The following is a 24,219-nucleotide window of genomic DNA, read 5'->3' on the forward strand; positions in this document are numbered from 1 at the left end:
CCAGCTTATCTGACTCTAAATTTCATGTTCATTACATTTTCCTAAAACCGTAAAGTCTTCACAGTCTAAAAAGACTTTTCGACCTGTGGAAAACATGTTTTCTAGGTTTATAAATGGAGCTTCAAGAATTAGAGACGGTTGGTGTTGTCCAGTTATTGAGGCATTAGTGTTCTGAGTCGTTCAACAAATTCGGTGTTTCTGTTTCCTTCGAGTTCAACACGTTGAAATAAACCTAAACCCGAGTAGAAGCTTTCAAGTATCTCTTTCTCCACAACTGCTGCTCCTGAATTCAAGTATTCTTGCATTGCTTGGCTAAATGATTCAAGGTTTTCGGCGATTTCGTCTTTCTTTATGGAATAGTTTTTTTCCAAGTGTGTATAGATGATGTTGGCTGCTGTGTCGCCGAAAACTCGTTTGAGTGTTTTGTCTACTGCTATGTTGAGCATTTCTTCGTATTTGTCTGTTTTCTTACAAATCTGTATACTCATCTTAGTGGTTCCTTTGGCAGCGGTAAATGAGAATTGTATATTACGATGTAATAAACCTTTGTGTCTAAATGTGCAACACAAATACACACAACAGAACACGCTGCCACTTAAAACAGAGTCAACCTTAAGCTGTGGTTTGTACCTGTTATTCTCTTAGGATCCATAAAAAGGAATAAGCGTTTTTTCAAAAGCCTTTATTCTAACTTCAACAAATCTATTCATAGAGCTGACAGCAATGTCTATAGTGGGTAAGAAAACCCGGCCATACTCAATTGGAATTGTTGGTAAGCCAAATGTGGGCAAATCAACCTTTTTTTCTGCTGCTACGTTGGCGCCCGCGGAAATCGCTAACTACCCGTTTACTACCATAAAGCCGAACCGTGGAATCGGATACATTCGCACACCTTGTGTTCATGAAGAATTTAACGTAAAGGATAACCCTGTCAACTCGCTGTGTTTGGATGGCGTGCGGCTTATCCCAGTGGAGCTTATTGACTGTGCTGGATTGGTGCCTGGGGCATGGCAGGGGCGAGGTTTAGGGAATCAGTTTTTGGACGAGATTCGAAAGTCTGACGCTTTGATTCACATCGTTGACGCGGCTGGAGCCACAGACATTGAAGGCAGACAGTGTAAGCTTGGCATGCATGACCCCTTGGAGGATGTGCGTTTTCTTGAAGTTGAGATTACAATGTGGATAGCTAACATTCTGAAGCGTGATTGGGCTAAGTTGGCGAGGACTGTTGAATCTGGGGGAACAGGAGCCGATTTGCTTGCGCAGCTTGAAGAGAGGTTAAGCGGCTTGTCTATTAAACGTGGGCACATCTTCGAGGCGCTTCATAAGGCTGGGCTGAATGCTGATAAGCCTGCTTCGTGGAGTGAGGAAGTTTTCCTAAAGTTTATAGATACGTTGCGGAGAGTTGCGAAGCCTATGTTGGTTGCTGCGAATAAGATTGACTTGCTTGGGGCTGAGGAAAATGTGGGGCGGTTGAAACAGCAGGATTATTTTGTGATTCCTTGTAGTGCGGAGGCTGAGTTAGCGTTGCGTAGGGCTGCGGAAAAAGGGTGGACGGATTATAAGCCGGGCGACTGCAACTATAACATTCTTAAGCCAGATGCTTTGACTGAAACGCAGCGTGGCGCTCTTCGGACGATTAAGGAAAGAATCTTGACACCTTTTGGCACTACGGGTGTGCAAGAGGCTATTAATGCTGCTTACTTCAAGCTTCTGAATTGCATTGTTGTTTATCCGGTGGAGGATATAGAGAAGCTTAGTAATCATAAGGGTGAGGTGTTGCCTGATGCTTATATTGTTCCTTATGGGACGACTGCTCGGCAGCTTGCTTATCTTATTCATACGGAGCTTGGTGATAATTTTATTTATGCTGTTGAGGCTCGAGAGAAAAAGCGGATTGGCGAAGACCACGTGCTGAAGGATAGAGACGTAGTCTCCATTGTAAGCGCCAAAAAAAGAGCCTAAAGCCACACTTTGAAGCATAGTAGAATTTATTCCCGACAGCCCATTGTTAAGCTTGGTTTGTTTGTGCTCACGTTCTTTTCAGCTTTCTGTTGAAAAAGGTTTAATTTTTGCACTGTTTTATATTACTAATTAGGAGCGTGCGTGAATGCAGGAGCATGAAAAGGAGACAAAGCGTGGACGTTGGGCAAAGCTATTGAAAATGCTAATAAAAGCCGTGATTTCAGGACAAGTTGGGAATATCACATCTGGCGGACTGGGCGATGAAGAAGAAGAGGTCGAAAGGAAACGAAGACAAGAAAGAAACAGAAGTGAAGTTGAAAAAGAACGCGACATGGCTAAGTAAGTAAACCAACACGCGGGCAATCATCAAATCCCATAGTGCCATAAATGTTTTCTAGAATTGAGCAAATTGCAAATGTGATTTATTTGATATGTTATTCTGCTGTTTCTATGACATAGTATTCGTTGCCTGCCGCTGTTTCGATTGTTGCGTAGTAGGTTACTCCATAGCCCCAGGAAAAATTTAGTTCCAGCGCTTGGATCTCATTAGGGAAAAACCATTGTTTCTTTTCAAACTTCCAGTATTTGTCGTCAACGTCGTTGAAAACTGTCGTCCTCCTAACGATGATTGGTATATCTCCAAAGTTCCCAGCTCTAATATCCCAAGACTGATAACCAACCAATATGCCGCTACTGAAGTAGTAATCTATAATCGTCAAGTTCTCCTGTTTTACCATTTCCTCTTCGATTTTGAGTAAGAAGGGGAAATGGTTGCCGCTTGATGTGCCTATTGTAAAGCTGTAGGTTGCATTGCTGATAAACACTGTTTCCTCGGGAGCAACGTAGAGATCTCGAGTATATGTTGGCTCAATTGGACCCCCCCCAATAGCTTCCCCACTCGTCAGAATCCAGCAACGTACCGTTCACCCACACCCTTCTTATAGTGACGTCTTGTGTTCCATTGTTCCATAAAACAAATGTAGTCTGCCTAATCTCTCCCTCAGAGTTAACAGTCCAACCTTCAACCCCTGAAAGCCTTAGACTCTCGTAAGAAATCAGGATGGGGAGGATATAGAACCAGAAGACACCTGCAAATATGATAAACACCACAACAACGATGAATGCTTTAAACCTTAAACTCCTGTGAGGCTTCTCAGACTCCATAAAATCACTAACTAATTATTTACAACACAAATTCTATAAACTTTTCCATGCCATATGACTTAACGGCGAAACTTTTACGAAAATAATGAAAACTATGCGATTTTGATGGCTCTTTGCCTATCTCTTCAAGCATACATATGTTTAGTTCCTATGAGGATGGTCTAGTCTCTGTGTAGAGAAAACGCAAAACAACTACTCACGCTTAACATAACACTGCATAATATTCGGACAAACCGCACACACATCAGGAATTCCAGCACCCTCAGGCAAACCCCGCAAATACCCCAAAAAATGCCTACAACTCTTAGAAGGCCTAGAAGCCCGATGACTCGAAACAGCCTCCCCTAATCCCTTATTCCCCACCTCCAACCGCGACAACAACAAATCATCATCCTCAGCCTCCACATGCACACGCCCCAAGCCACCACCCTCCATAGACAACTCCAACCGCAACAAACAATGCGGACAAGCATAATGCGTCTCCCGAGGAAGCTTAGAACAATCCGTAACCAACACAGGCTGCCTAAACGACCGCCCACACTTAGAATAAGGACAAACCAAGCCCTCGGACTTCAAAGCACCCAACTTCATAGCGTCTAGTGATACTTCAGATACTGATTCCTAATAAACATTACTGTAGAAACGCACAACACAAATACAACAAACAAAATGAAACATAAGTAACGTAAAGACTAAATATCCCCCCATTCCATTGATGGGCGGAATATAAGCGCAAAGTTGAGACAAGTATTATGCAGCCAGAAAGGTATCAAGAAAAGTCTAGTTTGTTGAAAATTGTATCTGAAAAAGCAGAGTTGGAGGAAGGCGAAGAAGGCGTTAGAAAAATACTCCGCGAAGTTTTCAGAAGGCAGAAAATAAGCACAAAGGAACTTGCCTACCTCACTCATCTCCCCGTGCCAGTCACCGCAGCTGTCAGAAGAGAGCTAGAAAATGAAGGTTTGCTAGCCAGAAACGGAGGCGCTTTTTTAACAGAAAAAGGAGAGAAATTCGTCAAAAATCAACTGGGGTTAGTTTATCCACAAAGATTCACATGCCCAACTTGTCAAGGTAGAAGCATCCAAGTTCCAGACGAATTCACACCTGTTTTAGAAAAACTCAGAAAACACTTGAGCACACGACCAAAACCATTGCCATGGCTGGATCAAACCCACGGAACACCCGAAACAGCTTTTCTAAGAGCCCTCTTCATGCTGGAAAATGGCGACGTTGAAGGGGAAAGAATCATATTTTTAGGCGACGACGACTTTACATCAATCGCAGTTGGATTGCTAAGAGCTGCAAAAGAAATAACAGTTGTAGATGTAGACCCAAGAATACTTGAGGCTATTCAACTAATTTCTAAAAAGGAAAACCTCCACGTAGACTGTGTTGAATGCGATCTTAGGAAACCGTTTCTCCAAAATCTACAGCATAGATACGATGTTGTCTTCACCGACCCACCTTACACAGTTGCTGGTCTAACCCTGTTTGTTTCTCGAGGCATAACAGCCCTTAAACGGCGAAAAGGCGCAAGCATATACTTGGCTTTTTCTCATCAATCTCCTAAAAAGATGTTGACGATACAGAAAACTCTGATTGCTATGGGGCTTGCAATTGTTGAACAGATTCCTAGATTTAACATTTATGAAGGCGCGGAGATGTTTGCCAACACAACTTTTCTATCACAACTTAAAACTACTGAAAAAACAAAACCGTTAGTAACAGGAGCTTTCGGTAATAAGCTCTATACTGGTGAAATTACCCAAACTATACGAACATATCAATGTCGATGCGGTGAACAAGTAAAAGTGGGTGCAACTGGAACATTTAGAACAGTTGAAGAACTGAAAGCAAGAGGATGTCCTAAGTGTGGAAAAACGAAAGGCTTCAAGCTGATAAAGAAGCAAAAAATAAAGGATACCTTGGCTGAAAGATTGACGTTGCGAAATTTTAAATGGACTGACTTTCCCGCAATACTTGAGTTCGAAAGAGAAATTGCAAGGAAATCTTTTCCAGAGGCACCGATTTTGGATGAGGAGTATCATAGGCAGAAGTTGGAAAAAGCATCAAAAAGAGAGCCTAATAGGCTTAAAGTTGCGCTTTTAGACAATGATATTGTCGGTTGGCTGTGGCTGAGAACCGAAGAAGACAGAAACACAAACGAAAAATTCGGCTATATCAAGGCTATCATTGTAAAACCCGAGCATCGTCATCAAGGATTCGGAAGAAAACTTATGGAAGCGGCAAAACATTACTTCTTTAACAAGGGAATCCAAAGAATAGATCTTATAGTATCCGCTACTAACCATGATGCTGCCTCGTTCTTTGAAGAGGTTGGCTTCGAAAGAGAACACTCTACGATGAGAATAAGGCTGAAAAATGAAGAGAAGTGAAAAAGTTGAAGCAAATCAGAGAACTGTTAGTAGACCTTTACGGGTGCAAGGCCGACCTTGATAATGTTGAATTCTTAATTTATGTCTTAGAGATTGCAGCTCAAGAGATGGGAAGCAAGATAATAAAAACAACATCTCACAAGTTTTCGCCGGAGGGTACAACTGTCATCATCATACTTGCTGAGACGCACATATCAATTCACACGTGGCCAGAGCACAAATATGCTGCTTTAGACATTTTCATATGCAGCGAAGAAATAGACCCTGAAATGGGATGGCAAGCTGTAAAAGATGCCCTACAACCTTCTTCTTTTGAAATTCGCAGGATTACAAGAAAAATAGAATAATGCTGTCAACGTTACTTTTATAACCCTAAATTGTTGATTAGGCATGCATTGGCGGGTGAGTGGGTGCCTCCCATCCGTTCCGCCATAAAAATCCCGGAGTAGTGGAGGTGAAAACTTGAGAATGGGTACGAAAGACCTTGCTTTGACGGCTGTTTTTGTCAGCTTATACGTTGTTATCAACTTGGTTCAAACTGCCACTGTTGGTAACCCGGCAATTTCTGGGCCTGTCCAGTTGCGTGTTGCAGATTGTCTAATTCCTCTTGCGGCATTGCTTGGGTGGCCTGTTGTGGCTGGAGTGACTGTTGGAGGTGTTTTAACAAACGTCTATGCTTTCATTGATCCGGTTGATGTAGTGCTTGGACCAATTGCTAATCTAATCGCGGCGAGTCTAGTTCTGCTACTTAGAAGACGCCAGTTACCAGCATGCATAGTTGCTGCTTTCCCAATCGGTGTTATTGTAGGTGGTGGTTATCTTTGGTGGTTCTTTGATTCCCCAGACATTTTAGGTTTAAGCTTGCCGACGTGGATGTCTATGATGGTAAGCATTACTATAAGCAGTTTGATAGCTACAGCAGTTATTGGCTATGCATTGCTGAAAATATTAAGCAGACCTGGAATAATTGAGCCGTTGAAGTCTCGTGGATTAAAAGTTTACAAATAATCTAAAAATTGGAAAAAGACGCTAGCTACGACAAAAAGGAAGCTGGGGTCACTTTTTCCTAGCGAAAAGCTCTCTATATTTCTCATCAATACGTTCCATAATCTCCTTACTATCTGCTAGAAAGTCAGTTACTCCTTCGCCTTTAGCCATCGTGACGAGTTTTTCTGAAGCATCAATCCACTTCTTTGAAGCTGCAACCCAAGCCTTCACAATATCAGACTCTTCAGCGACAAAATCTATTGCTTCTTCAGGACACATCTCTTTACATTTGGGATTTCCATCGCAGAGATCGCATATAACAACAGTGTCGGCGTCGCTATCATATCTTATTGCACCATACTCGCACGCTTCTAAACACCACTTGCAGCCATCACATTTCTCGTCGTCAACAAGTATGGCTCCAGTTTCCTTAGATTGAAATAATGCATCCTTAGGACAAGCTCTTATGCACGGTGGGTCTTCGCATTGTTTACAGGTAACTGCTAGATGTATGAAAGGAGGGCCTCGAATAATGCGAATTCGAGACTTGATAGGATTAAGTGTCCCTTCTTTTTCTAATGAGCAAGCAAACTCGCATATGCTACATCCAACACATTTTTCAGGGTTGACAGACAAGAACTTTTTAACGATTTCTTTTTCCTCTGCTTTCATCGTAAGGGATCTCTTAAGTTACCGTATTTATTGCTATTCAGAAGCTTTTTCTACAGCCTCATGGAACAACTTTTCTACTGCAGTTCGCCTAGCTTTTTGAGCAAGAACGTCTGCCGTCACAAAGTCCAAGGCTTCCTCTGGGCACCATTCAACGCATTGGGGTTTGCCCAGTTCCTTGCATGTATCGCACACATAGACCACTTTTTTCTCAGGATGCAGCATGATTGCACCGTAATCGCAAGCTTCGATGCACCATCCACATCCATTGCATTTTTCTTCGTCAACCACAATTATTCCCGTGTTTTCTTCTTGGGATAATGCGTCTCTTGGACAAGCAGCAACACATGGTGGGTCTTCGCAAAGTCTGCATGCTACTGCCAAGTTTACAAGGGGGCCAAGCCTTATGGCACGTATTCGCGACTTTGTCGGGTTGAAAGTTTTTTCTTTAACCATGGAACACGTGTACTCGCAGACACAGCAGCCGATGCATTTTTCTGGGTCTGCTGAGACAAATTTCCTTTCGTGAAGCTTTGGCAAGTTATTTCTCTCCTCTTCCTTTCACTATGTAAGCAAACTCACCTAAGTTCAGTTCGTTGAGTTTCTTGATTGTGGGAATGCCTTCTTTTGTCCATCCGCGTGTTTCGTAATAGTCATCTAATCCCAGCTCAAATTCTTCTTTGTTAACGACGCTTCCCTTCGCAACTCCCTCGTCAGGTATGGGTACAGTCATTATTTTTGGTGGCAAGGCATCGTATTCCCTTGTTCCCATGCCTTCTCGGACGTTGAAAAGCCTTGCTAGATTGTTTATTCTTTCGCCAGCTTTTCTCAATTCTTTAACGGTTATTTTAATACCAGTTGCTAGAGTATAGTACTTAGCCATGTCTTCAAGGCCGTCATAATATGTGCCTCTCGAGAATTTGCATAATATAAGCGAGTCAATGACGTTGTACACGTCTTCGTTGTCCATAACTATTTTTCCCCTTCCTTTCTCAATGACGAAGCGATTTACCTTACCCTTGACGTCAGGTGAGTAGGCACCAGATCGAAGGTGGCAAGCTCCTCGGAAAGAAACCGCAAATCCTATGGCTGCTGTCTTCAAACCTCTTATGTCATAGCCTGGTAGCTCCAAACCTTTAATGTGACAAGCGTATTTTTCAGCGCCTTTGCCGATTTTTTCAGCTGCTCTCTTGGTTCCCTCTGCTAGCACATCACCCAACCAGCCATCCCGAGAACCGATCTTCTTCACCATTTCTATCAAGGCTTCATGATTTCCAAAGCGAAGGTCTAAGTTGTCAGTATTTTCTTTTGTGAGAATTCCATTCTTGTACAAATCCATGGCAAAACTGACGATAACTCCTGTAGAGATGCCGTCTACACCATAATGGTTGCATAGGCGCATTGCTTCAACAATTGCGTCCAACCGATCGACACCGCAGTTTGGTCCAAGCGCCCATAGACATTCGAATTCCATTCTTGAAGTTGATCCTTTGTACGGGCCTTCAGGTACAACCGCTACATGGTCGCAACGCATGGCACATGTTGCGCACCCGATTATTTTCTTTACGTAATGCTCGTTCAAGTATTCTCCGCTAACTTTTTCTGCTCCTTCAAAGGTGGCTTGAGTGAAGTTACGCGTTGGTAAGGCTGCAAGAGCGTTTAAAACAAGAACGTTTTCGGGGGTTCCAAGGGTTCTGTATTTTCTCGTTGCAGGGCCTTTCATGTGTTCATGTATCATCTTTATGAATTCTTTGAATCCTTCAAGGTCTGCTACGTTCACATCTTTTGTTCCGCGAACAGCCACAGCTTTCAGGTTTTTAGAACCCATTACAGCGCCCATGCCAGTTCTTCCGATGGCTCTGAACTCGTCGTTTATGATTGACGCGAAACGAACGAGTTTTTCTCCAGCTTCGCCGATTGCTGAGACACGAATGTAATAGTCACCTAATTCTTCTTTGATATCTACATCCGTTTCATATGGTGACTTTCCTTTCAGGTGCTGGGCATCCAGCAGATGAACCGAGTCATCGTCAATCCATGCATACACAAGTTTTTCAGATTTTCCTGTAAAGATAACTGCGTCATAGCCCGCTCGTTTCAGTTCAGGTCCAAAGAAGCCGTGAGCCTTAGACTCAGCTATTCCTCCAGTTGCAGGTGATTTCGAAACCACTGCATATCCGTTTCCTGCAGTAGGTCCCATAGTGCCGCTGAGAGGGCCTGTTACAAAGATCAAAGGGTTGTCAGGGCTGAAAGGATCAGTACCTGGCTTTGAGTTATCCATGAGCAGGCGAATGCCGAGCCCTATGCCTCCAATGTACTTCTTAGCCATTTCCTCTTTCAATGGTTCTGTTTCGACTTTTCCAGTTGAGAGATCAACGCGTAATATTCGTCCTGCATATGATGACAAGATTTTTCCTCCAATTATACTTCCTGTTTAGAAGACAATATGATAAAAACACTGGTAAATATGCTTTCTTGTTTAATCACAAAAAAGCCTCTAGTTCAGCTCTTTGTAGTAGCAACTGTGTTAAGAAAAATGGGCAGTATTAACAACATTTGCCGCAGATTGCTTTTTTGCTGGGAGAATGCAAGCTTGTGTTAGTAAAAGCTTAATTATAAAATGGAAAATCTATAATTTAGATTGTGATTGGATGATAAACTTCGAAGATCTTGGTGCTTGGGTTTCTCGAAACAGAAGGGATATTTTCATAGTGGTGGCATGGAGTTTAGTGATAGCTTGTGTCATAAGCGAGATTTTTTTGCTTAAATATGTAACGAGTGCAAGGCTTGGGCCTCAGAAAATAGCTTATACTTTGTATGATGCTCCTAGTGCTGGATTGTTGGAAATACTGATTCTTTTTGTGGTAAGCCTAGTGGTCCCTATGTTTATATCTAGTGTTGAAGCCTTGTTCTATAGTTCTGTGGTGTCACTTGCTTCGTCGTTTATTGGCGGGACTATTGTTATATCGTTTTATATTTGGTATGGTCTTGGTATGAATGTGTACTGGCAGTTTGAATGGGGTTGGGAATGGGCGGTTCATTTTGGAATATTGAACGTCTTTAGAATTGTGTTTCCAAACGTACTAGCACCTTGTTTGTTAGCTGTGGTGATTGGTTCTTTTCTTAGAAGTTGGATACGCGAATTCTAGCTTCTTGGTAGCTTGGAAAGGCTGATTTTTCTTCTTTTCAAAAAAAGTGGGGGTGAGGTTGCATTTTTAGATGCTGAGTGGAACATTTTTGGTCTTTGTCGACTTCTTTTTGGCTAATGCAACGGCAATTGTAGCTGCTATGAGAGACAACACTAGAGCGGAAGATCCTGGAAATTCTGGTATAGTCACTTGTGCATTTTCCACGTCGTGTGGAAGAGGTATTGCGGAGTCGCTGTAGTGCCATGGGCAGAGTGCCCTGTCTTGATGTGGGAATCCTGCGACGCCGACTATAATCTCGTTGCAGTAGAACGGGTCATTTGGATCAACGCTGCATATGCACCCGATTTGATCGACTATGATGTCAGTGGCTATTTTGTCTATGATGTATGGTGCTGTTATGCTGTTCCGTGTGTTGTCTTCAAGTGTAATGATGTCGCCAACCGTGAGGTCGCCGCTAGTGTCTTCGTCTGACCAGCCTACGCAGTTGTGGGTTCTGAAGGGCCATGCGTAAGTCTCGGTCCAGTTGGTGTTAGTTGGGTCGCTTAAGGCTAGGAAGTCTGTGTATGTGCCGTCATACTCCACAATGTAAGGTGTTGGGTCGGGTACAGCGTTATAGTCGACTAGGATATCTGCGGGTACAGTGTAGTTTATCCAGTATTGAGTGCCTACAGGCCATGCTTCTGGGTTTTCTGTGATGTTGGCACCGAAGTCTAGTGCCCACCAGCCTTCGATTTCGTTTGGCCAGTCTCCCTCATACCAGTACTCGTTTGGTGGTCCTGTTTCGAATCCCAGGTTTCGCGCCCATCGCGAGGTTCCATTGTTGAAGTCTACCCAGATGCTTTGGAATCCGCTTGCCATATGCTCAATGCCTGGCCATCCTGCTGGTGTTCCGTTGATGCCTGCAATGTAGTATTCGTTGATTACTTGCTCGTCGAGAGGTGTAAGCAGTTCTACATTGGGAGTGCCCGTATGCACGATGAAGTCCGTTCCTTCAACCAAGTCGTAGGGTGCGCTGAATGGCGGGGTCACATGGATAGAGTTCACAGAAGATACATCGTAGCTCAATGAGAAGTTGCCTGTCCAGTACGGGTTGCCGTCTTTGTCGTTGTATGTACCCGTGTCAGCTACCACTGGCTTATCCCATACATCAGGTATACCGTCCACGACAGTGAATTCCTGAGTGAGCTGGAAGGGTTGTTGCGTCATTTCCAAGGTGCCGGCAAGGTCGTTCACCACGTATTCGTGCCAGAAATCGCTGGTTGTATCGTTTAGCATGATTTTGTCTCCTGCGCTTAGCTCTCCATCAAAATCGGCGTCTACCCAACGGGTCAGCTCAACATTTGTGCCATAGTCATCGGGGTTAACCATAGTCCAAAGCTCGCCTACAGGACTCGCGAGGTCAATCAACCCTGAATCAGCATCAGGTGTTGCTTGATGTATGAACAACGTTGGATTCTTCAAAGTTATGTCTACAGAGAGATCGGGGGGGCCTGCATAGGTTGCGTTGAACGTCACAGTGAATATGCGGAAAGTGCCTTCAGGTGGTGTGTGGTTGCTTGTATCTATGTCTGGTATTCCTAGAAAGGCAACATGCACTGTTCCTGCGGTGTTATCGAAGTCTTCGACAAGTTTGATTATGCCGCCTGGCCAAAATGCTGTGAAGGTTCCATCTGGGTCGATGGTGACGTCAATGGCTTCCATGATTATGTAAGGAGCAGCTGAACGGCTGAAGTGCATCCATACGTCAAAGCCTCCGACATCCCAGAATGGGTCTAAATCTGTTTCGTCTTCTGCCATTACGTATACGTCTGAGGTGAATTGGGTGCCTGTCGGTGGCTGGGCAGTTTCGGGCATGATTTTCAGCATAGGTTTCGGTGGATACACGTAGGGTATTTTATGTAAAATGACAGTTCCATCGTAAACATCCCATCCTCCTGGGAGAGGATCGCCGGGTTTATCTGACAAAGCGGTGTATGTAAACCTAAAATCCATAACAGCATCTGGTTCATAAAGCTCCCATGGATGTTTTATTATCATGAATGTCATGTTGAAGGCTTTGCCCGTGCCGTCGAATGATGGCGCTGGATCCATACTGGCGTATGAAACCCAATAAGTGCCCGCTACTTCGTCAACGTCATCTTTAACACTTATTCCAGGTTCCCATAGTACACCGTCTGGGTAGTCGTCAGCTGGGATTGTCATCGTGTGGCTTACATACGCTAGGTACTCAGTGTCCCATGCGAATTGGAGGTCGAGACCATAAAAATTTGTGACGTTTTCAATGTTTACGTCGATAGTGAATTCTTGGCCTGTAGCATTTGCGGGGCCAAACTCTAGAGTGGCAGGAACTACTCTGATAGCTGAATCTGCTGCATAAGTGGACGGGGCCTGCGCCAGTAACGTAATGATAGTGGCTGTTACAAGTGTGATTAAAATCAGCATGGTTTGCGAAGTTCTTCTGCTAATCAATTGACATGAATTCTTTCTCAAATCTTAGTCACCGTAGCTTTTAAGTATTTATAGATGTGTATTTGAATTTTGCTATGTTGCGATTAGTATGCACACTTGACTGAGATGTATTCTAAGAAAAAAAGTATTTTTTTAAAAAAAGGAAAGTGAGTTTTTGATGACTGCTAGCTGTTAGGGGCAGGTTTGTCCGTAGCGCGACGCGATTGTTACAAGGTCATATATCTCGATGATGCCCCATATAGGCGCCAAATCTACTTCTGGATTCCAGTTGGGATCTCCTTCTCGAGACCCGTAAGCTCCACAGGCTGCGGTAAGATCGTAGATGTCAATTATTCCGTCGCCATTTACGTCGCCTATCATCTTGATTTTAACGAAGCCATCGGTGTAAATGTTGTTTTCGATGTTGATCTCGTATGGCACTTGCCAAGCTTCCGCTTTTATTGTGTAGTTATTGCAGGGTTGTAGGCCAGTTGTGTTCCAAGTGAAGGTCAATGTTGTGTTCCGATGTGGTGCCAGATTAAAAACAGTCTGTGTTCCAATCTCGTTGCTGTCATAGTATGCTGTCACGTTAAAGGTTTCTATCATATCTCCTAAGTTTGCGGCGACTACTGTGACGTTTACTAGACGACCAGGGTATGTTGCGTTGCGTGATGTTCTAACGTCGACTATTGCCACATCTCTTATGAGTGTGCAGAAGAAGCCATCTCCAACTTCATGTGACATCGCTCCGCCATATTGATTAATGATTTTTGTGTTGTGTAAGTCAAGTTCTGTGCTTCCATAAGTTTGAACTTGGAAATAGATTGTTGCAATCGTGGTTGGAATAAGAATGGTTTTCGGAGTTGCCGGAGAATGATATGTAACATTGATCCATATATTCCCAGCCTCATCATTTATAGACATCTTTAAGATGAAGTTTGTATCATTGTCTGGTGGAATGGTAATTGCTCCTAGGCAAGTTATGATGTCGGTGTCGTAGGCTAAGCTGAGGTCATAACCGTAGAAGTCAATAGCGTTCTCCACTTTTATATCGATGTGGAATTGGTCGCCTGGTTTTAGAGTTGGATCAATGATTGTCGGGGGGTCGACATATAGCTTTGTTACTAAGATGTTGTTGAAGTATCCGTCTCCTGGGTCTTCGTATGGAACTGTTCCATTCCACGTGTCTATGAGGGTAATGTTGTGCAGGTTGAGTATGGTTCCGCCGACTTCCGTTACGTGGAAAGTGATTGATGATATTATTAGGCTGCCGCTGACGGGGGTTGATGCGGTTGCGGCAACTCGGATTTGCCCTTCGGGTTCTGTTATTTGTATTTCGGTTGGAGGTGAGAATGGTGGGTTTACAGTGACATTGACTGTGTCTAGTATTGTGGTGTTGTAGCTCAGCTGGAATTCGAAGCTTTCTAGTTCTACGATTTCTTCAAGGTTTATATCGATGGTGAAGTTTTTGCAGGGTTCTAGCGTTGAGTCAACGATTTTTTCTGGGTTGACGTATATTCTAGCCTCTGATGGAGCGTAATTGCTGAAGTACCCGTTCTGTTTATTGTGGTTAATTGGATCTCCGGGCTTGTCGGAAAGGTAAGTTAGGTACGCTTCTAGGAGGCATGTGCCTATTCCGATTACTTTGAATGTCATGTTGAAGACTTTGCCCGTGCCGTCGAACACTGGTGCTGGGTCCATAGACGCGTATGCGACCCAGTATGTTCCTGCAGTTGCGTTTACTTCGTCCTTTATTTTTATTCCTGGTTCCCATAGGATACCGCTTGGGTAGTCGTCAGCTGGGATTGTCATTGTGTGGCTTACGTATTCTAGAATTGCGGGGTCCCATCCGAATTGGAGGTCTATTCCGTAGAAGTTGGTGATATTGGCGATTATGACGTCTATGGTGAAGGTTTCTGAGATGGATAAGCCTGTGATAGATGGGGGGTCCACATAGACTAGGGGTGTTTCTTGTGAGAATGAGCTGTCAATGTTAAGCGCAGAAGTTACGGTTAGTATTAGTACGGCGAGAAGTATACCGTATATTCTTTTTGTTTTTAACATATTCTCCTCTCTCTCTAGTCTATAGAAGTTGTCTAACACGATTTAAAGATTCTGGAATCTTCTTCCACGTTTTATGTAGGATGGCAAAGGGAAGTAGTCACCAAAATTAGTACGTTGATCCGTAGATACCTGTTACTCTGACTAAGTCGTAGATGCCTATTTGTCCGTCAGGGTATAAGTCTATTTCTGGGTTCCATTTTGGACCGCTGCTTTTTGCTCCATAGATACCTGTTACTTTGACTACATCGTAGATTTCTATGATGTGGTTTAGATCGAAGTCCTCTGGAACTTGGTATTCAACTGAGAATGTGGTGTTTTGGAGAGCTTTCCAGCCTTGGCTAAAGGCTCCGACATAAACGAAATGCGTGTCTGAGTATGGAGCTTCATGTGGCGGTATTCGGAATGTTAGTTCGTAGTTTCCAGTACTTTGGGTGGGAGGCGGGCTTTGACTTGCATGCTCTTCTATGGCAAAGTTTGCTGTTTTCTCTGGGCAGTATGGATAGCCATTGTTTTTGGGCCAGTCTTCATAAGCGTTCGCAGTTGCCAACGCAGTTCCAGTGGATACCCAATCTTCGATCCACATGCTTGGCATGAAGAAAATTTCTTGATTGCCGGGAATGGTAAGTTTCACCCATGCCATACCAATCGGAGTGAGGTCAATGTCAAAAATGTTGACTACTACTAAGACGGATTCATCAAGTGGAACGTTGTTTCTTACGGTTGCTTTGAAGTAAGCCCTGGCGTTTCTGGCGAAGTTGTCTTTAGGGTGGCCGCTCGCATTGCATGGTATGATTGAAACGGTTTCAATTGTCAAAGGCATTGACGGGGTTGTGTTAGATGGTACAGTTCTGAGCACGATTGTTTGACTCATAGAATCTTCCACTTGTATCGCAACTAAGCCTTCTTCAACCTGTTGTCCTTCGTACGTCACGTTTCCGTAAACGTTGACAGCTTGTCTGTATCGATATGATGATTTGTCGGTTGTGACTGTGGCTTCTAAGGGTTCAAATGGTGAGATGCCTAATTTCGTGAACCACGCTAGGGTTATTAACGTTAAAAGGAAGATCACGCTTAAGCTTTTCATTACAGTGAGTTTCATCTTTCTCCCTTTTATTAAGGGTCAGAGAGGTTTATTAGCATTCTGGAATTGATGTTCATGTGTCTTTGCGGTGAAATAAAAAAGGGGGGAGAGAGTCAGTATTTGGTTGGGCCTTTTTAAGGCGCCCATTCAGCTAGTATGCCGACTTCTGGTATAGGTTCGAACAGTGCGCAAAGCGCACAACCGCCTTCTTGCGGGAAGTCGCTTAGAGCTCCAACGAGTATCTTAGCTACGCCAGCGCGAGCGAATTTCTCCACGTGTACAGTGAGGATGACTTGGTCGTTGTTGTAGGTGCAGTATTCTGCTCCTCCGATTACAACCCAAACGTAAGCGAAGGCGAATGGAACTCCAGTCTCGTCTACAATTGTGACGGTTATTAACACGTTGTAGTACTGCATTGCGTAACTTCCGAAGTCTACTGTTACTTTAATGTCTTCGCAGTGAGCGTACGTGTCTTTGTCAGTTGTAACGTCCCATAGGTTTACGAGGTAGTCGTACTTGAAGGGCATTATGTCTTCAACTACGAGGCAAGCGACGTCAACTGTTCCGACGATAGTCCATTCTCCGAAGTAGGATTCTGGGTTGTCACATGGCCAAGGTAGCCTTATGAATACCCATGCGTAGCCTGTTGAGTTTGTTCTGGCGTATTCTATAGCCCAAACGTTGTGTTGTGGATCTTTTATTTCGAAGGCAACGTCCTTGTTCTGCTCTGGCCAGAAGTTGTATGTTACGTAGGCGTAGAGGTAGAAGCCTTTCTGCGGCCAGTACATGTCGCTTGGCACATTTGGACCTTGTCCTCCGTATGGGGCTGGGTAGTCTGTAAAGATGTCAATCCATGCTCCTGGAGGCTTGAAGAACGATTCGAAGACTCCGTCTTTTACTACGTGTGGGAGGGGTACTGCAGAGTCGCTGTAGTGCCATGGACACCATCCTCTTTCAGGATGTGGGAACCCTGCGATGCCGACTATCGGTATAATTCCGTAGAACGGGTCGTCGGGGTTCGTGTCACATATCACGCCTATTTGGTCTACTATGACGTCAGTGCCCACATGGTCTACTAGGTATGGTGCTGTTATGCCGAAGTTGTCTGCAGTTGTGATGATGTCGCCAACCGTAAGGTCGCCGCTAGTGTCTTCGTCTGACCAGCCTACGCAGTTGTGGGTTCTGAAGGGCCACTCGTAAACTTCGCTCCAGTTGGTGTTGGTTAGGTCGCCTAAGGCTAGGAAGTCTGTGTATGTGCCGTCATACTCAAAAACGTAAGGTGTTGGGTTGGGTACAGCGTTATAGTCGATTACGATCTCTGCGGGTACGGTGTAGTTTATCCAGTATTCGGTGCCTACAGGCCATGCTTCTGGGCTTGGGTAACCCCAGTCTAGTGCCCACCAGCCTTCAATTTCGTTTGGCCAGTCTCCCTCATACCAGTACTCGTTTGGTGGTCCTGTTTCGAATCCAAGGTTTCGCGCCCATCGCGCGGTTCCGTTGCCGAAGTCTACCCAGATGCTTTGGAATCCGCTTGCCATATGCGCAATGGCTGGCCATCCTGGTGGCATTCCGGTGACGCCTGCAATGTAGTATTCGTTGATTACTTGCTCGTCGAGAGGTGTAAGCAGTTCTATATTGGTAGTGCCAGCGTGTACGATGAAGTCCGTTCCTTCAACCAAGTAGTAGGGTGCGCTGAATGGCGGGGTCACATAGATAGAGTTCACAGAAGATACTTCAAAGCCCACTGAAATGTTGCCTGTCCAGTACGGGTTGCCGTCTTTGTCGTTGTATGTACCCGTGTCAGCTACGACTGGTGGGTCCCATACACTAGGTATACCGTCCACAACAGTGAATTCCTGAGAGAGCTGGAAGGGTAGCTGCGTCAACTTCAAGGTGCCAGCAAGGTCGTCCACCACGTATTCGTGCCAGAAATCGCTAGTTGTATAGTCTAGCCTAATTTTGTCTCCTGCGCTTAGCTCATAATCAACATCGACGTCTACCCAAGAAGTCAGCTCAACATTTGTACCATAATCATCAGGGTTAACCATAGTCCACAGCTCGCTTACAGGACTACCAAGGTCGATTAGCCCTGAATCAGCGTCAATCATTGCCCGATGTGTGAAGGTGAGAGGATTCTTCAATTTTAGCTCAACTGCCGGTGGCGGGTACGTGTCTGACTCGTAAAGTGCATTGAATGTCACACTGAACACACGGAAGACACCATAAGGCGCATCATGCCCTAAGACTTCGTCTGGAACTCCAAGGAAGACAACATGCACTGTTCCAGCAACGTTGTCGATTGACTTTTCAACCTCAAGTACTGGGGGCGAACTATAGAAGAAACTGCCAAAGTCTCCGTCAGGGTCGATATCTACATCAACTGCTTCCAAAAGCAACTGCGGAGGATTAGCACGCTTAAAGTTCATAACTATGTCAAAGCCAGCGACATCCCAGAACGGATCAAGATCGTGTTCTGTATCGTCGGTCGTGTTGATTCCCATAATGTACACGCTTACTTCGAAAGTGGTGCCCATCGGCAAACCTGAAACTTCAGGCGGATCTACCTTAAGGTAGGGCAGATTCGGATACTCGAAAGGCTTGGTTTTGATCACCACGAGTCCTGGGAATTCATCCCATGTTGGAAGGGGATCACCAGGTTTGTCAGACAGGCCAGTGTATGTAAAGGCTATATCGATGTTAGCATCTGGTTCAGGAACTGATGGTTGATATTTTATCCTGAACGTCATGTTGAAGACTGTGCCATCGCCGCTCCATTCGAGTGCTGGATCCATACACGCGTATGCAACCGCATAAGTGCCCGCTATTGGATCTACGTTATCCGTAACGAACATTCCTGGTTTGTGTAGCACGCCGCCGGGGAAATCTTCTACTGGAATAGTTGCTGTGTGGTCTAGATATTCCAGATAGTAAGGATCCCATGAGATTTGTATGTCAAGACCGTAAAGCATCGGGTCGTTAATGTTTCTAATCCAGCATTCAATGGTGAACACTGTACCTACACAAGGCGCAGGTCCAAACTCTAGATATGAAGGCTCGATTGAAACTGATGGGTCGACTTGCGAGTATGCCATCGGTATCGCAATCGCTAAGGCGCTAAAGGTAAGCATTGCAGCAAAAAGTATAGCTACTAGTCTCTTTACTTTAATGTTCATATTGTACTTTCTCCTTTCTCTTTCAGCAATAAAGAAAAAAGACTTCATAGATTAAAAAGGTTTCTGGAGAAATGTTCTAGTTGCTTACAACGAGGTCAAAAAAGACCCATTACACGCCAAGTTAACAAATTCAAGACTTCCAACATTAAGCCTCACACACCACACAATTCCAAATAAAGAAACAAACAGTAAGACTTCCCCTTTCTTTTGCATGCAATACAAGCTGTTTCATTTCTGCAAAGCCTAAAAACTAAAACAATCACCTTTCTAAGCCCACAATAGCCTAACTACTCAAGACGCACTTACACACATAAGTTAATCCTCAAGTAAAAAAGAGATAGCCTTAAAAACTAAAACTTAAATCAGTAAACTAAACAGTAGTAACCAAATATCGGTGATGAAGTTGAATTCACAGAAAACACTTAAAATCTGCATTGCAATAGTTCTCTTCTTAACATCAAGCATCCTGACCACACCCAAACTAGCGTTTTCCCAAAACGCATCCACTGATCAAACAAGCCTACAACCGTTGTCTGATGGTCTTCCTGTGCTATACGTCAGCCCAGAAAGCAACACTGGACAAATTAACGACTACTTTACCATCAACATCATTGTTGCAAATGTTACGGATCTTTACGCTGTTGACATCCAATTTGCATGGGACCCCGCAATTCTAGAATACGTAAACCACACGGCGATGGTTCCAGTGGAAGACTTCCCCGGCGGCATCCTACATGAAGGAATATTAGTTATGGACAAAGTCGACACGACAGCTAGCATGCCAGGCACAGAGGAAGGAACCATGTATTGGCTAGCATACGCGTCTATGGAGCCAGCACCAGTGTTCGACGGCACAGGAACAGCATTCAACATGACATTCAAAGTGATCAAAAGTGGCGGTTGTGCCTTGGAATTCACTAATCTCTCCTTAAAGGAACTTTCCGACAAGCCCGGAAATCCAATTAACCACGAAAGATACGATGGCTATTTCGAGTCTGCTGGAACTCCAACCGCCCGTTTCAGCTGGTCGCCCACCGTGGGCGTCGTTAACGAACCAGTGACCTTCAACGCCTCTGAAAGCTCCGACCCAGAAGGCCCCATTGTAAATTACTTCTGGGACTTTGACGACGGAAACACGGCAGCAACACCTAACCCTGTGATCAACCACAACTTCAACCATACAAAAGACAAAGAAATCTACTACGTTTCGCTCATCGTCGAGGACAACACTGGCATAAACAGCAGCAAAACGATAGCTGACCCTCCCCTCACCGTCGTCCAATTTAGAAACATAGGACTAACTAGGATTTCACTCTCGACATATCATACTCTTATTAACACAACCATCTACGTTAATGTCACAATCAAGAACTACGGAATTGTTCCGGAGAACTTTACCCTGACAGCTTATTGCAACATTTCATCCACAGACTGGGCACTAATCAACACAACCACCGTGGACGGCAACCCATACAACATGACTATCGCTCCAAGCGGTCTTCCAGGCTCTGAAGTGCCGCACTCCTTCGCTTGGAACACCACAACACTGCCAAACCCAGAAGCATACTACAAGGTGCAAGTCAATGTAACAGGAGTCCCATACGACGACGAAACTGACAACACCATTACTTCAAAACCAGTGCATATCACAGAAGATTTGATATACGATCTAACCATTGAAACACTAAGTTTCCGCGCCTCACATGGAGTACTAACATTTCCGCTTCCAATCATTCTGGGAGAAAAAGCAGAAATCACAACAACAGTTAAGAACCTCGGAACTGTTCCAGAAGAAGCTTTCAACGTGACTCTGTACATTAATGGTACTGCATTGAAACAATGGATATTAAGCGAAACATTGACATCTGGCGCTGTAAAAACTTTAACGTGGACTTGGGAGGAAATCTTAGAACGCGGGTATTACAACATAACCGCGAAAGTTACCGTTGCCATCGAAAATGTAACAGAAAACAATATTCTTCAAGACTTTCTACGTGTCATTGAAACTCCTCAACTAGAGATAATCTACACACCCGACACACCTGTGGTAAATGAAACTGTTACGTTAAATGCCTCAAGCAGCATTCATAGAGAACCTGGAGGTCAGATAACAGGATACGCTTGGGAAATATGGTCTCCCGACCAAATTCTTGATGTAGGATCCCCTATATCCGACCTCACTGGAGTCAGTGTATCCTACACCTTTAGACATTTGGGCAATTGGACAATAGTTTTGAAAGTAACCGACAACTTTGGCTATACATACGAAACAAGAAGAACCTTAACTTCAGATTACAGGTTGGATTTGGAAATACCTATTGAATTAGCTGAAGACGGTGGCGGCGGAGAGGGCATACCTATTGAATACATTGTGGTCATAATAGTAGTGGTCATCGTTATTATAGCAGCTTTGGTTATATTCTACCGTCGACGACAACAATCACCGGCAGCAGCTTAGCTGCTACCTCCTTTTTCTAAAATCTATTCATATACAAATTATCCCAAGTTTGAATTGGCGCACGCGGAAAAGCCTTCACAGACTTGCGTGTGCGTTTTCTGGTTTTACGCTTTTTGACTTTCTTCTGATTTAGGATGAACACGGCTGCAACCGAAATTAAAAGAAGAATTACAATTGTACTGGCAATAAGCCAAGTAAAGTCTGCAGGCTCCGACTTTGATTCGGTCCACAATGTCGTCTCAACAATTTCAATGTCGGTTTTTATGTAAAGATACACGTCTGGGAGAAAAGGGACTTCTTCGAATGTAGCTGTTGATATCATGCCGCAAAGGATTCCGGTTTCTCTATCCCAAAAGGCTCCAATATAAATGGGGATGTAATACTCGCCTACAGGTTCATGTTTGGTAAAGGATGCGTATACCACATCTCTTGTTGTATTCGCAAACGGGTACTCTGTGCTCGAAGATATAATAGGTATATTTGCTGACTCATCTCCTTCATATATCGCATCATCATCGTTGAGGCTACTCTGAATTATCCACATGCCCAATTCTTTATATCCAGTTATAATACTACCTTCGTGGTTTTCAGTCAATGTTGTTTCATCACTAAATGCCTTCTCAATTGAAAACTTGATTTGAGGAAAATGAAATTCTTCAACTCGGAGCGTCCATTTTGTATCGTTGATGTTTCTAAAATCTTCGATAAGCCATTCGACATCCTCTTCTGTTGCGTTAGTAGTGTACCACGTATCAACTGAGTATACTGCCCAATCTCCTTCCCGGGGAACGCTCAAACATATGGAACAATACGACGTTTCAACGAATATAGTCGCCACAATTATGAAACATAAGATTGTTCGCAAGTCCTAAACCTCTAGTTTATAGTATATCCTATGACAAAACAAAAAAGTTATTTTATAACCTTTCTGAAATTGCCGAACAAAAATTAGGAGTCTTTCTGTTTTCTTGGTTTCTTTTGCAATAACTTTTCATATTCTTTAACCATGCTTTCAACTTCTGCCTTGAAAGGTTTCATTTCGGGTCCCGCGCCAAGTGGGTGGGAAGCTGACAAATATTTTATCTCACTAAATCTGACCTTATAGTTTTTCCTCCTTTCATCGAGCCAAACAGCATATACAGAAAGGATTAGAGGTAGAATAAAAATTGTTATTGGATGCACAAGAAATATCCACATTTGAAAGAAAAAATAAACTGCGTATAGCACTGGAACCCAGAACCAGAGAGTAGTTAAACAAGCCTTAATGATGAATAGAACTTCGGCTAAGGACTCCTTAAAGTTCTGCAATCTTTTCAAGAGAAATCCTCAGTTCAAATTAATTTGAATCTTCCGTGTATTTAACTTTTAACGTGTCTGGAAACATAAACTAAACTACACAACCCTTCTTACTTTCATATATATTTGCTTTGATAACATTCACAAAGAGCGCAAAATGACCGCAAAGTTTTGTAAGAACTTAAGAAGCAGTTTTCCTAGTGATAATATGCTTAAACATTGATGGTACAGTTGCAATGAAATCAAAAGAAGTTCTGGGTCTATTCTTTTCTGTTTTGTTAATTATGTTACTCGCAATCAGTGTATTGCCCCTAAAAACATCTGGGCAAGAAAACCCACGAGTTCACAATCTAAGAACAGGCAAGAGTTATGAAGCAATACAAGAAGCCATTGATGAATCGAAATCTGGGGACACTCTCTACGTAGGAATTGGGACATACCGAGAAAATGTTGTAGTGAACAAGACTATTTCACTTGTAGGAGAAAACAAATCCAACACGATTATTGATGGAGCAGGTATCGGAAACGTGATTTATGTAACCGCAGATAACGTGGAAATAAGAGGCTTCACTATAGAAAACAGCGGATCGATTCTTATATACGGTGGTGTGTATGCAGATCACTCAAGTGGCCATAAAATAATTGACAACATCATAAAGGACAACGAATATGGAATTTATCTCTCATATTCAAGCGAAAACTCTGTTTTGAATAATACCGTTCTAAATAACAGTTATGGGTTCGGTTCTCTCTATACCACTAATAACGTTTTTTCCAAAAATAATTTTTTGGATAACCACCAAGACGGAATCAAGCTTTACTATTCGACAAACAACGTTTTCTCAGAAAACAATGTGTCCTCACACACCAGATACGGGGCTTATTTATTAGCTTGCACCGGAAATGTGTTTTCAAATAATAGAGTTGTTGACAACTATCATGGGTTTTACGTAAGCGCTTCGACCAGCAACAAGTTCTTCGGAAACAGTGTTTTGAATAACAGTCGAGGTTTTTCCGTTGGTACCTCGCTAGATAGTACATTTTCAGGAAACAATATTTCCTCGAACAAAGATTATGGAGTCTGGCTTGTAACTTCTAGAACCAATGTTTTCTCAAATAATTATTTAGTAGATAACGGCATTAGCCTCCGTCTCGCAACATCTGATAATAACCTCATTTATCACAACAACTTTATCAACACCATAACCAACACCACACAGCAACCAATCAGTATTGAATCACAAAATTCTTGGAACAATGGTATCGAAGGGAACTATTGGAGCAGTTATAATGGGTCAGATAAGATCGAGAATGGAATCGGTGATACAGCATATATTATCAATGAAAACACCAACGACAGTTACCCTTAATG

General features: G+C 43.5%; 20 protein-coding genes. 8 read left to right on the forward strand and 12 right to left on the reverse strand.

Annotation, left to right across the window (positions count from 1 at the left end):
* Positions 1-152: 152 nt before the first annotated feature.
* On the reverse strand, positions 153-488 hold the full coding sequence (locus OEX01_03780) for a hypothetical protein (protein MDH5448107.1): 336 nt from the start codon (positions 486-488) through the stop codon (positions 153-155).
* A 235-nt stretch (positions 489-723) separates the two neighbouring features.
* On the opposite strand from OEX01_03780, the gene OEX01_03785 reads away from it, so the two are divergent.
* On the forward strand, positions 724-1,965 hold the full coding sequence (locus tag OEX01_03785; GenBank protein MDH5448108.1) for a redox-regulated ATPase YchF: 1,242 nt from the start codon (positions 724-726) through the stop codon (positions 1,963-1,965).
* Between the two features lie 145 nt (positions 1,966-2,110).
* Complete coding sequence (locus tag OEX01_03790) at positions 2,111-2,308, forward strand: hypothetical protein (GenBank protein ID MDH5448109.1); 198 nt, start codon at positions 2,111-2,113, stop codon at positions 2,306-2,308.
* A 91-nt stretch (positions 2,309-2,399) separates the two neighbouring features.
* Here the strand turns inward: OEX01_03790 and OEX01_03795 are convergent, their stop codons facing one another.
* From OEX01_03795 to OEX01_03805, 3 genes are all read right to left on the reverse strand, one after another.
* On the reverse strand, positions 2,400-2,702 hold the full coding sequence (locus OEX01_03795; GenBank protein MDH5448110.1) for a hypothetical protein: 303 nt from the start codon (positions 2,700-2,702) through the stop codon (positions 2,400-2,402).
* A gap of 130 nt (positions 2,703-2,832) precedes the next feature.
* Positions 2,833-3,129, reverse strand: coding sequence for a hypothetical protein (locus tag OEX01_03800; GenBank protein MDH5448111.1), 297 nt, complete (start codon positions 3,127-3,129; stop codon positions 2,833-2,835).
* Positions 3,130-3,321: 192 nt separating this feature from the next.
* Positions 3,322-3,714, reverse strand: a complete 393-nt coding sequence (locus OEX01_03805; GenBank protein MDH5448112.1) for a hypothetical protein — start codon at positions 3,712-3,714, stop codon at positions 3,322-3,324.
* Positions 3,715-3,881: 167 nt separating this feature from the next.
* Between OEX01_03805 and OEX01_03810 the strand changes: the two genes are divergently transcribed.
* The 3 genes from OEX01_03810 (at position 3,882) to OEX01_03820 (ending at position 6,530) form a co-directional block, all read left to right on the forward strand.
* Positions 3,882-5,522 carry a GNAT family N-acetyltransferase gene (locus tag OEX01_03810; protein MDH5448113.1) on the forward strand — a complete coding sequence of 547 codons (1,641 nt, stop codon included), beginning with the start codon at positions 3,882-3,884 and terminating at the stop codon, positions 5,520-5,522.
* Positions 5,519-5,869, forward strand: coding sequence for an adenosylmethionine decarboxylase (speD, locus tag OEX01_03815; GenBank protein MDH5448114.1), 351 nt, complete (start codon positions 5,519-5,521; stop codon positions 5,867-5,869). Before OEX01_03810 ends, speD begins: the two co-directional genes overlap by 4 nt.
* Positions 5,870-5,990: 121 nt before the next feature.
* Positions 5,991-6,530 (forward strand): QueT transporter family protein, encoded by a 540-nt coding sequence (locus tag OEX01_03820; GenBank protein MDH5448115.1) that lies wholly within the window; start codon positions 5,991-5,993, stop codon positions 6,528-6,530.
* Positions 6,531-6,578: 48 nt separating this feature from the next.
* On the opposite strand, the gene OEX01_03825 is transcribed toward OEX01_03820, so the two are convergent.
* The 3 genes from OEX01_03825 to OEX01_03835 are packed head-to-tail and all read right to left on the reverse strand — an operon-like array spanning position 6,579 to position 9,585.
* Positions 6,579-7,181 (reverse strand): 4Fe-4S dicluster domain-containing protein, encoded by a 603-nt coding sequence (locus OEX01_03825; GenBank protein ID MDH5448116.1) that lies wholly within the window; start codon positions 7,179-7,181, stop codon positions 6,579-6,581.
* Positions 7,182-7,214: 33 nt separating this feature from the next.
* Positions 7,215-7,718, reverse strand: coding sequence for a 4Fe-4S dicluster domain-containing protein (locus OEX01_03830; protein MDH5448117.1), 504 nt, complete (start codon positions 7,716-7,718; stop codon positions 7,215-7,217).
* Position 7,719: 1 nt separating this feature from the next.
* Positions 7,720-9,585, reverse strand: coding sequence for an aldehyde ferredoxin oxidoreductase family protein (locus tag OEX01_03835; protein ID MDH5448118.1), 1,866 nt, complete (start codon positions 9,583-9,585; stop codon positions 7,720-7,722).
* Positions 9,586-9,829: 244 nt separating this feature from the next.
* On the opposite strand from OEX01_03835, the gene OEX01_03840 reads away from it, so the two are divergent.
* Positions 9,830-10,327 carry a hypothetical protein gene (locus OEX01_03840; GenBank protein MDH5448119.1) on the forward strand — a complete coding sequence of 166 codons (498 nt, stop codon included), beginning with the start codon at positions 9,830-9,832 and terminating at the stop codon, positions 10,325-10,327.
* A gap of 66 nt (positions 10,328-10,393) precedes the next feature.
* Here the strand turns inward: OEX01_03840 and OEX01_03845 are convergent, their stop codons facing one another.
* The 4 genes from OEX01_03845 to OEX01_03860 form a co-directional block, all read right to left on the reverse strand.
* A complete protein-coding gene (locus OEX01_03845) occupies positions 10,394-12,796 on the reverse strand; it encodes a cohesin domain-containing protein (GenBank protein MDH5448120.1) in 2,403 nt (800 codons plus the stop codon).
* 171 nt (positions 12,797-12,967) lie between these two features.
* The gene (locus tag OEX01_03850; protein MDH5448121.1) at positions 12,968-14,839 is read right to left on the reverse strand and encodes a cohesin domain-containing protein; all 1,872 of its coding nucleotides are present in this window, start codon (positions 14,837-14,839) and stop codon (positions 12,968-12,970) included.
* A gap of 106 nt (positions 14,840-14,945) precedes the next feature.
* On the reverse strand, positions 14,946-15,938 hold the full coding sequence (locus OEX01_03855) for a hypothetical protein (GenBank protein MDH5448122.1): 993 nt from the start codon (positions 15,936-15,938) through the stop codon (positions 14,946-14,948).
* A gap of 116 nt (positions 15,939-16,054) precedes the next feature.
* Positions 16,055-19,093, reverse strand: coding sequence for a cohesin domain-containing protein (locus tag OEX01_03860; GenBank protein MDH5448123.1), 3,039 nt, complete (start codon positions 19,091-19,093; stop codon positions 16,055-16,057).
* 397 nt (positions 19,094-19,490) lie between these two features.
* On the opposite strand from OEX01_03860, the gene OEX01_03865 reads away from it, so the two are divergent.
* The gene (locus OEX01_03865) at positions 19,491-21,551 is read left to right on the forward strand and encodes a PKD domain-containing protein (protein ID MDH5448124.1); all 2,061 of its coding nucleotides are present in this window, start codon (positions 19,491-19,493) and stop codon (positions 21,549-21,551) included.
* A 16-nt stretch (positions 21,552-21,567) separates the two neighbouring features.
* Here the strand turns inward: OEX01_03865 and OEX01_03870 are convergent, their stop codons facing one another.
* Positions 21,568-22,347 (reverse strand): hypothetical protein, encoded by a 780-nt coding sequence (locus OEX01_03870; protein ID MDH5448125.1) that lies wholly within the window; start codon positions 22,345-22,347, stop codon positions 21,568-21,570.
* 700 nt (positions 22,348-23,047) lie between these two features.
* Here OEX01_03870 and OEX01_03875 point away from each other — a divergent pair.
* Positions 23,048-24,217, forward strand: coding sequence for a right-handed parallel beta-helix repeat-containing protein (locus OEX01_03875; GenBank protein ID MDH5448126.1), 1,170 nt, complete (start codon positions 23,048-23,050; stop codon positions 24,215-24,217).
* The last annotated feature ends 2 nt before the right edge of the window (positions 24,218-24,219 follow it).

It is taken from the genome of Candidatus Bathyarchaeota archaeon, from assembly GCA_029882535.1.
Taxonomy (GTDB): Archaea; Thermoproteota; Bathyarchaeia; order Bathyarchaeales; family SOJC01; genus JAOUKM01.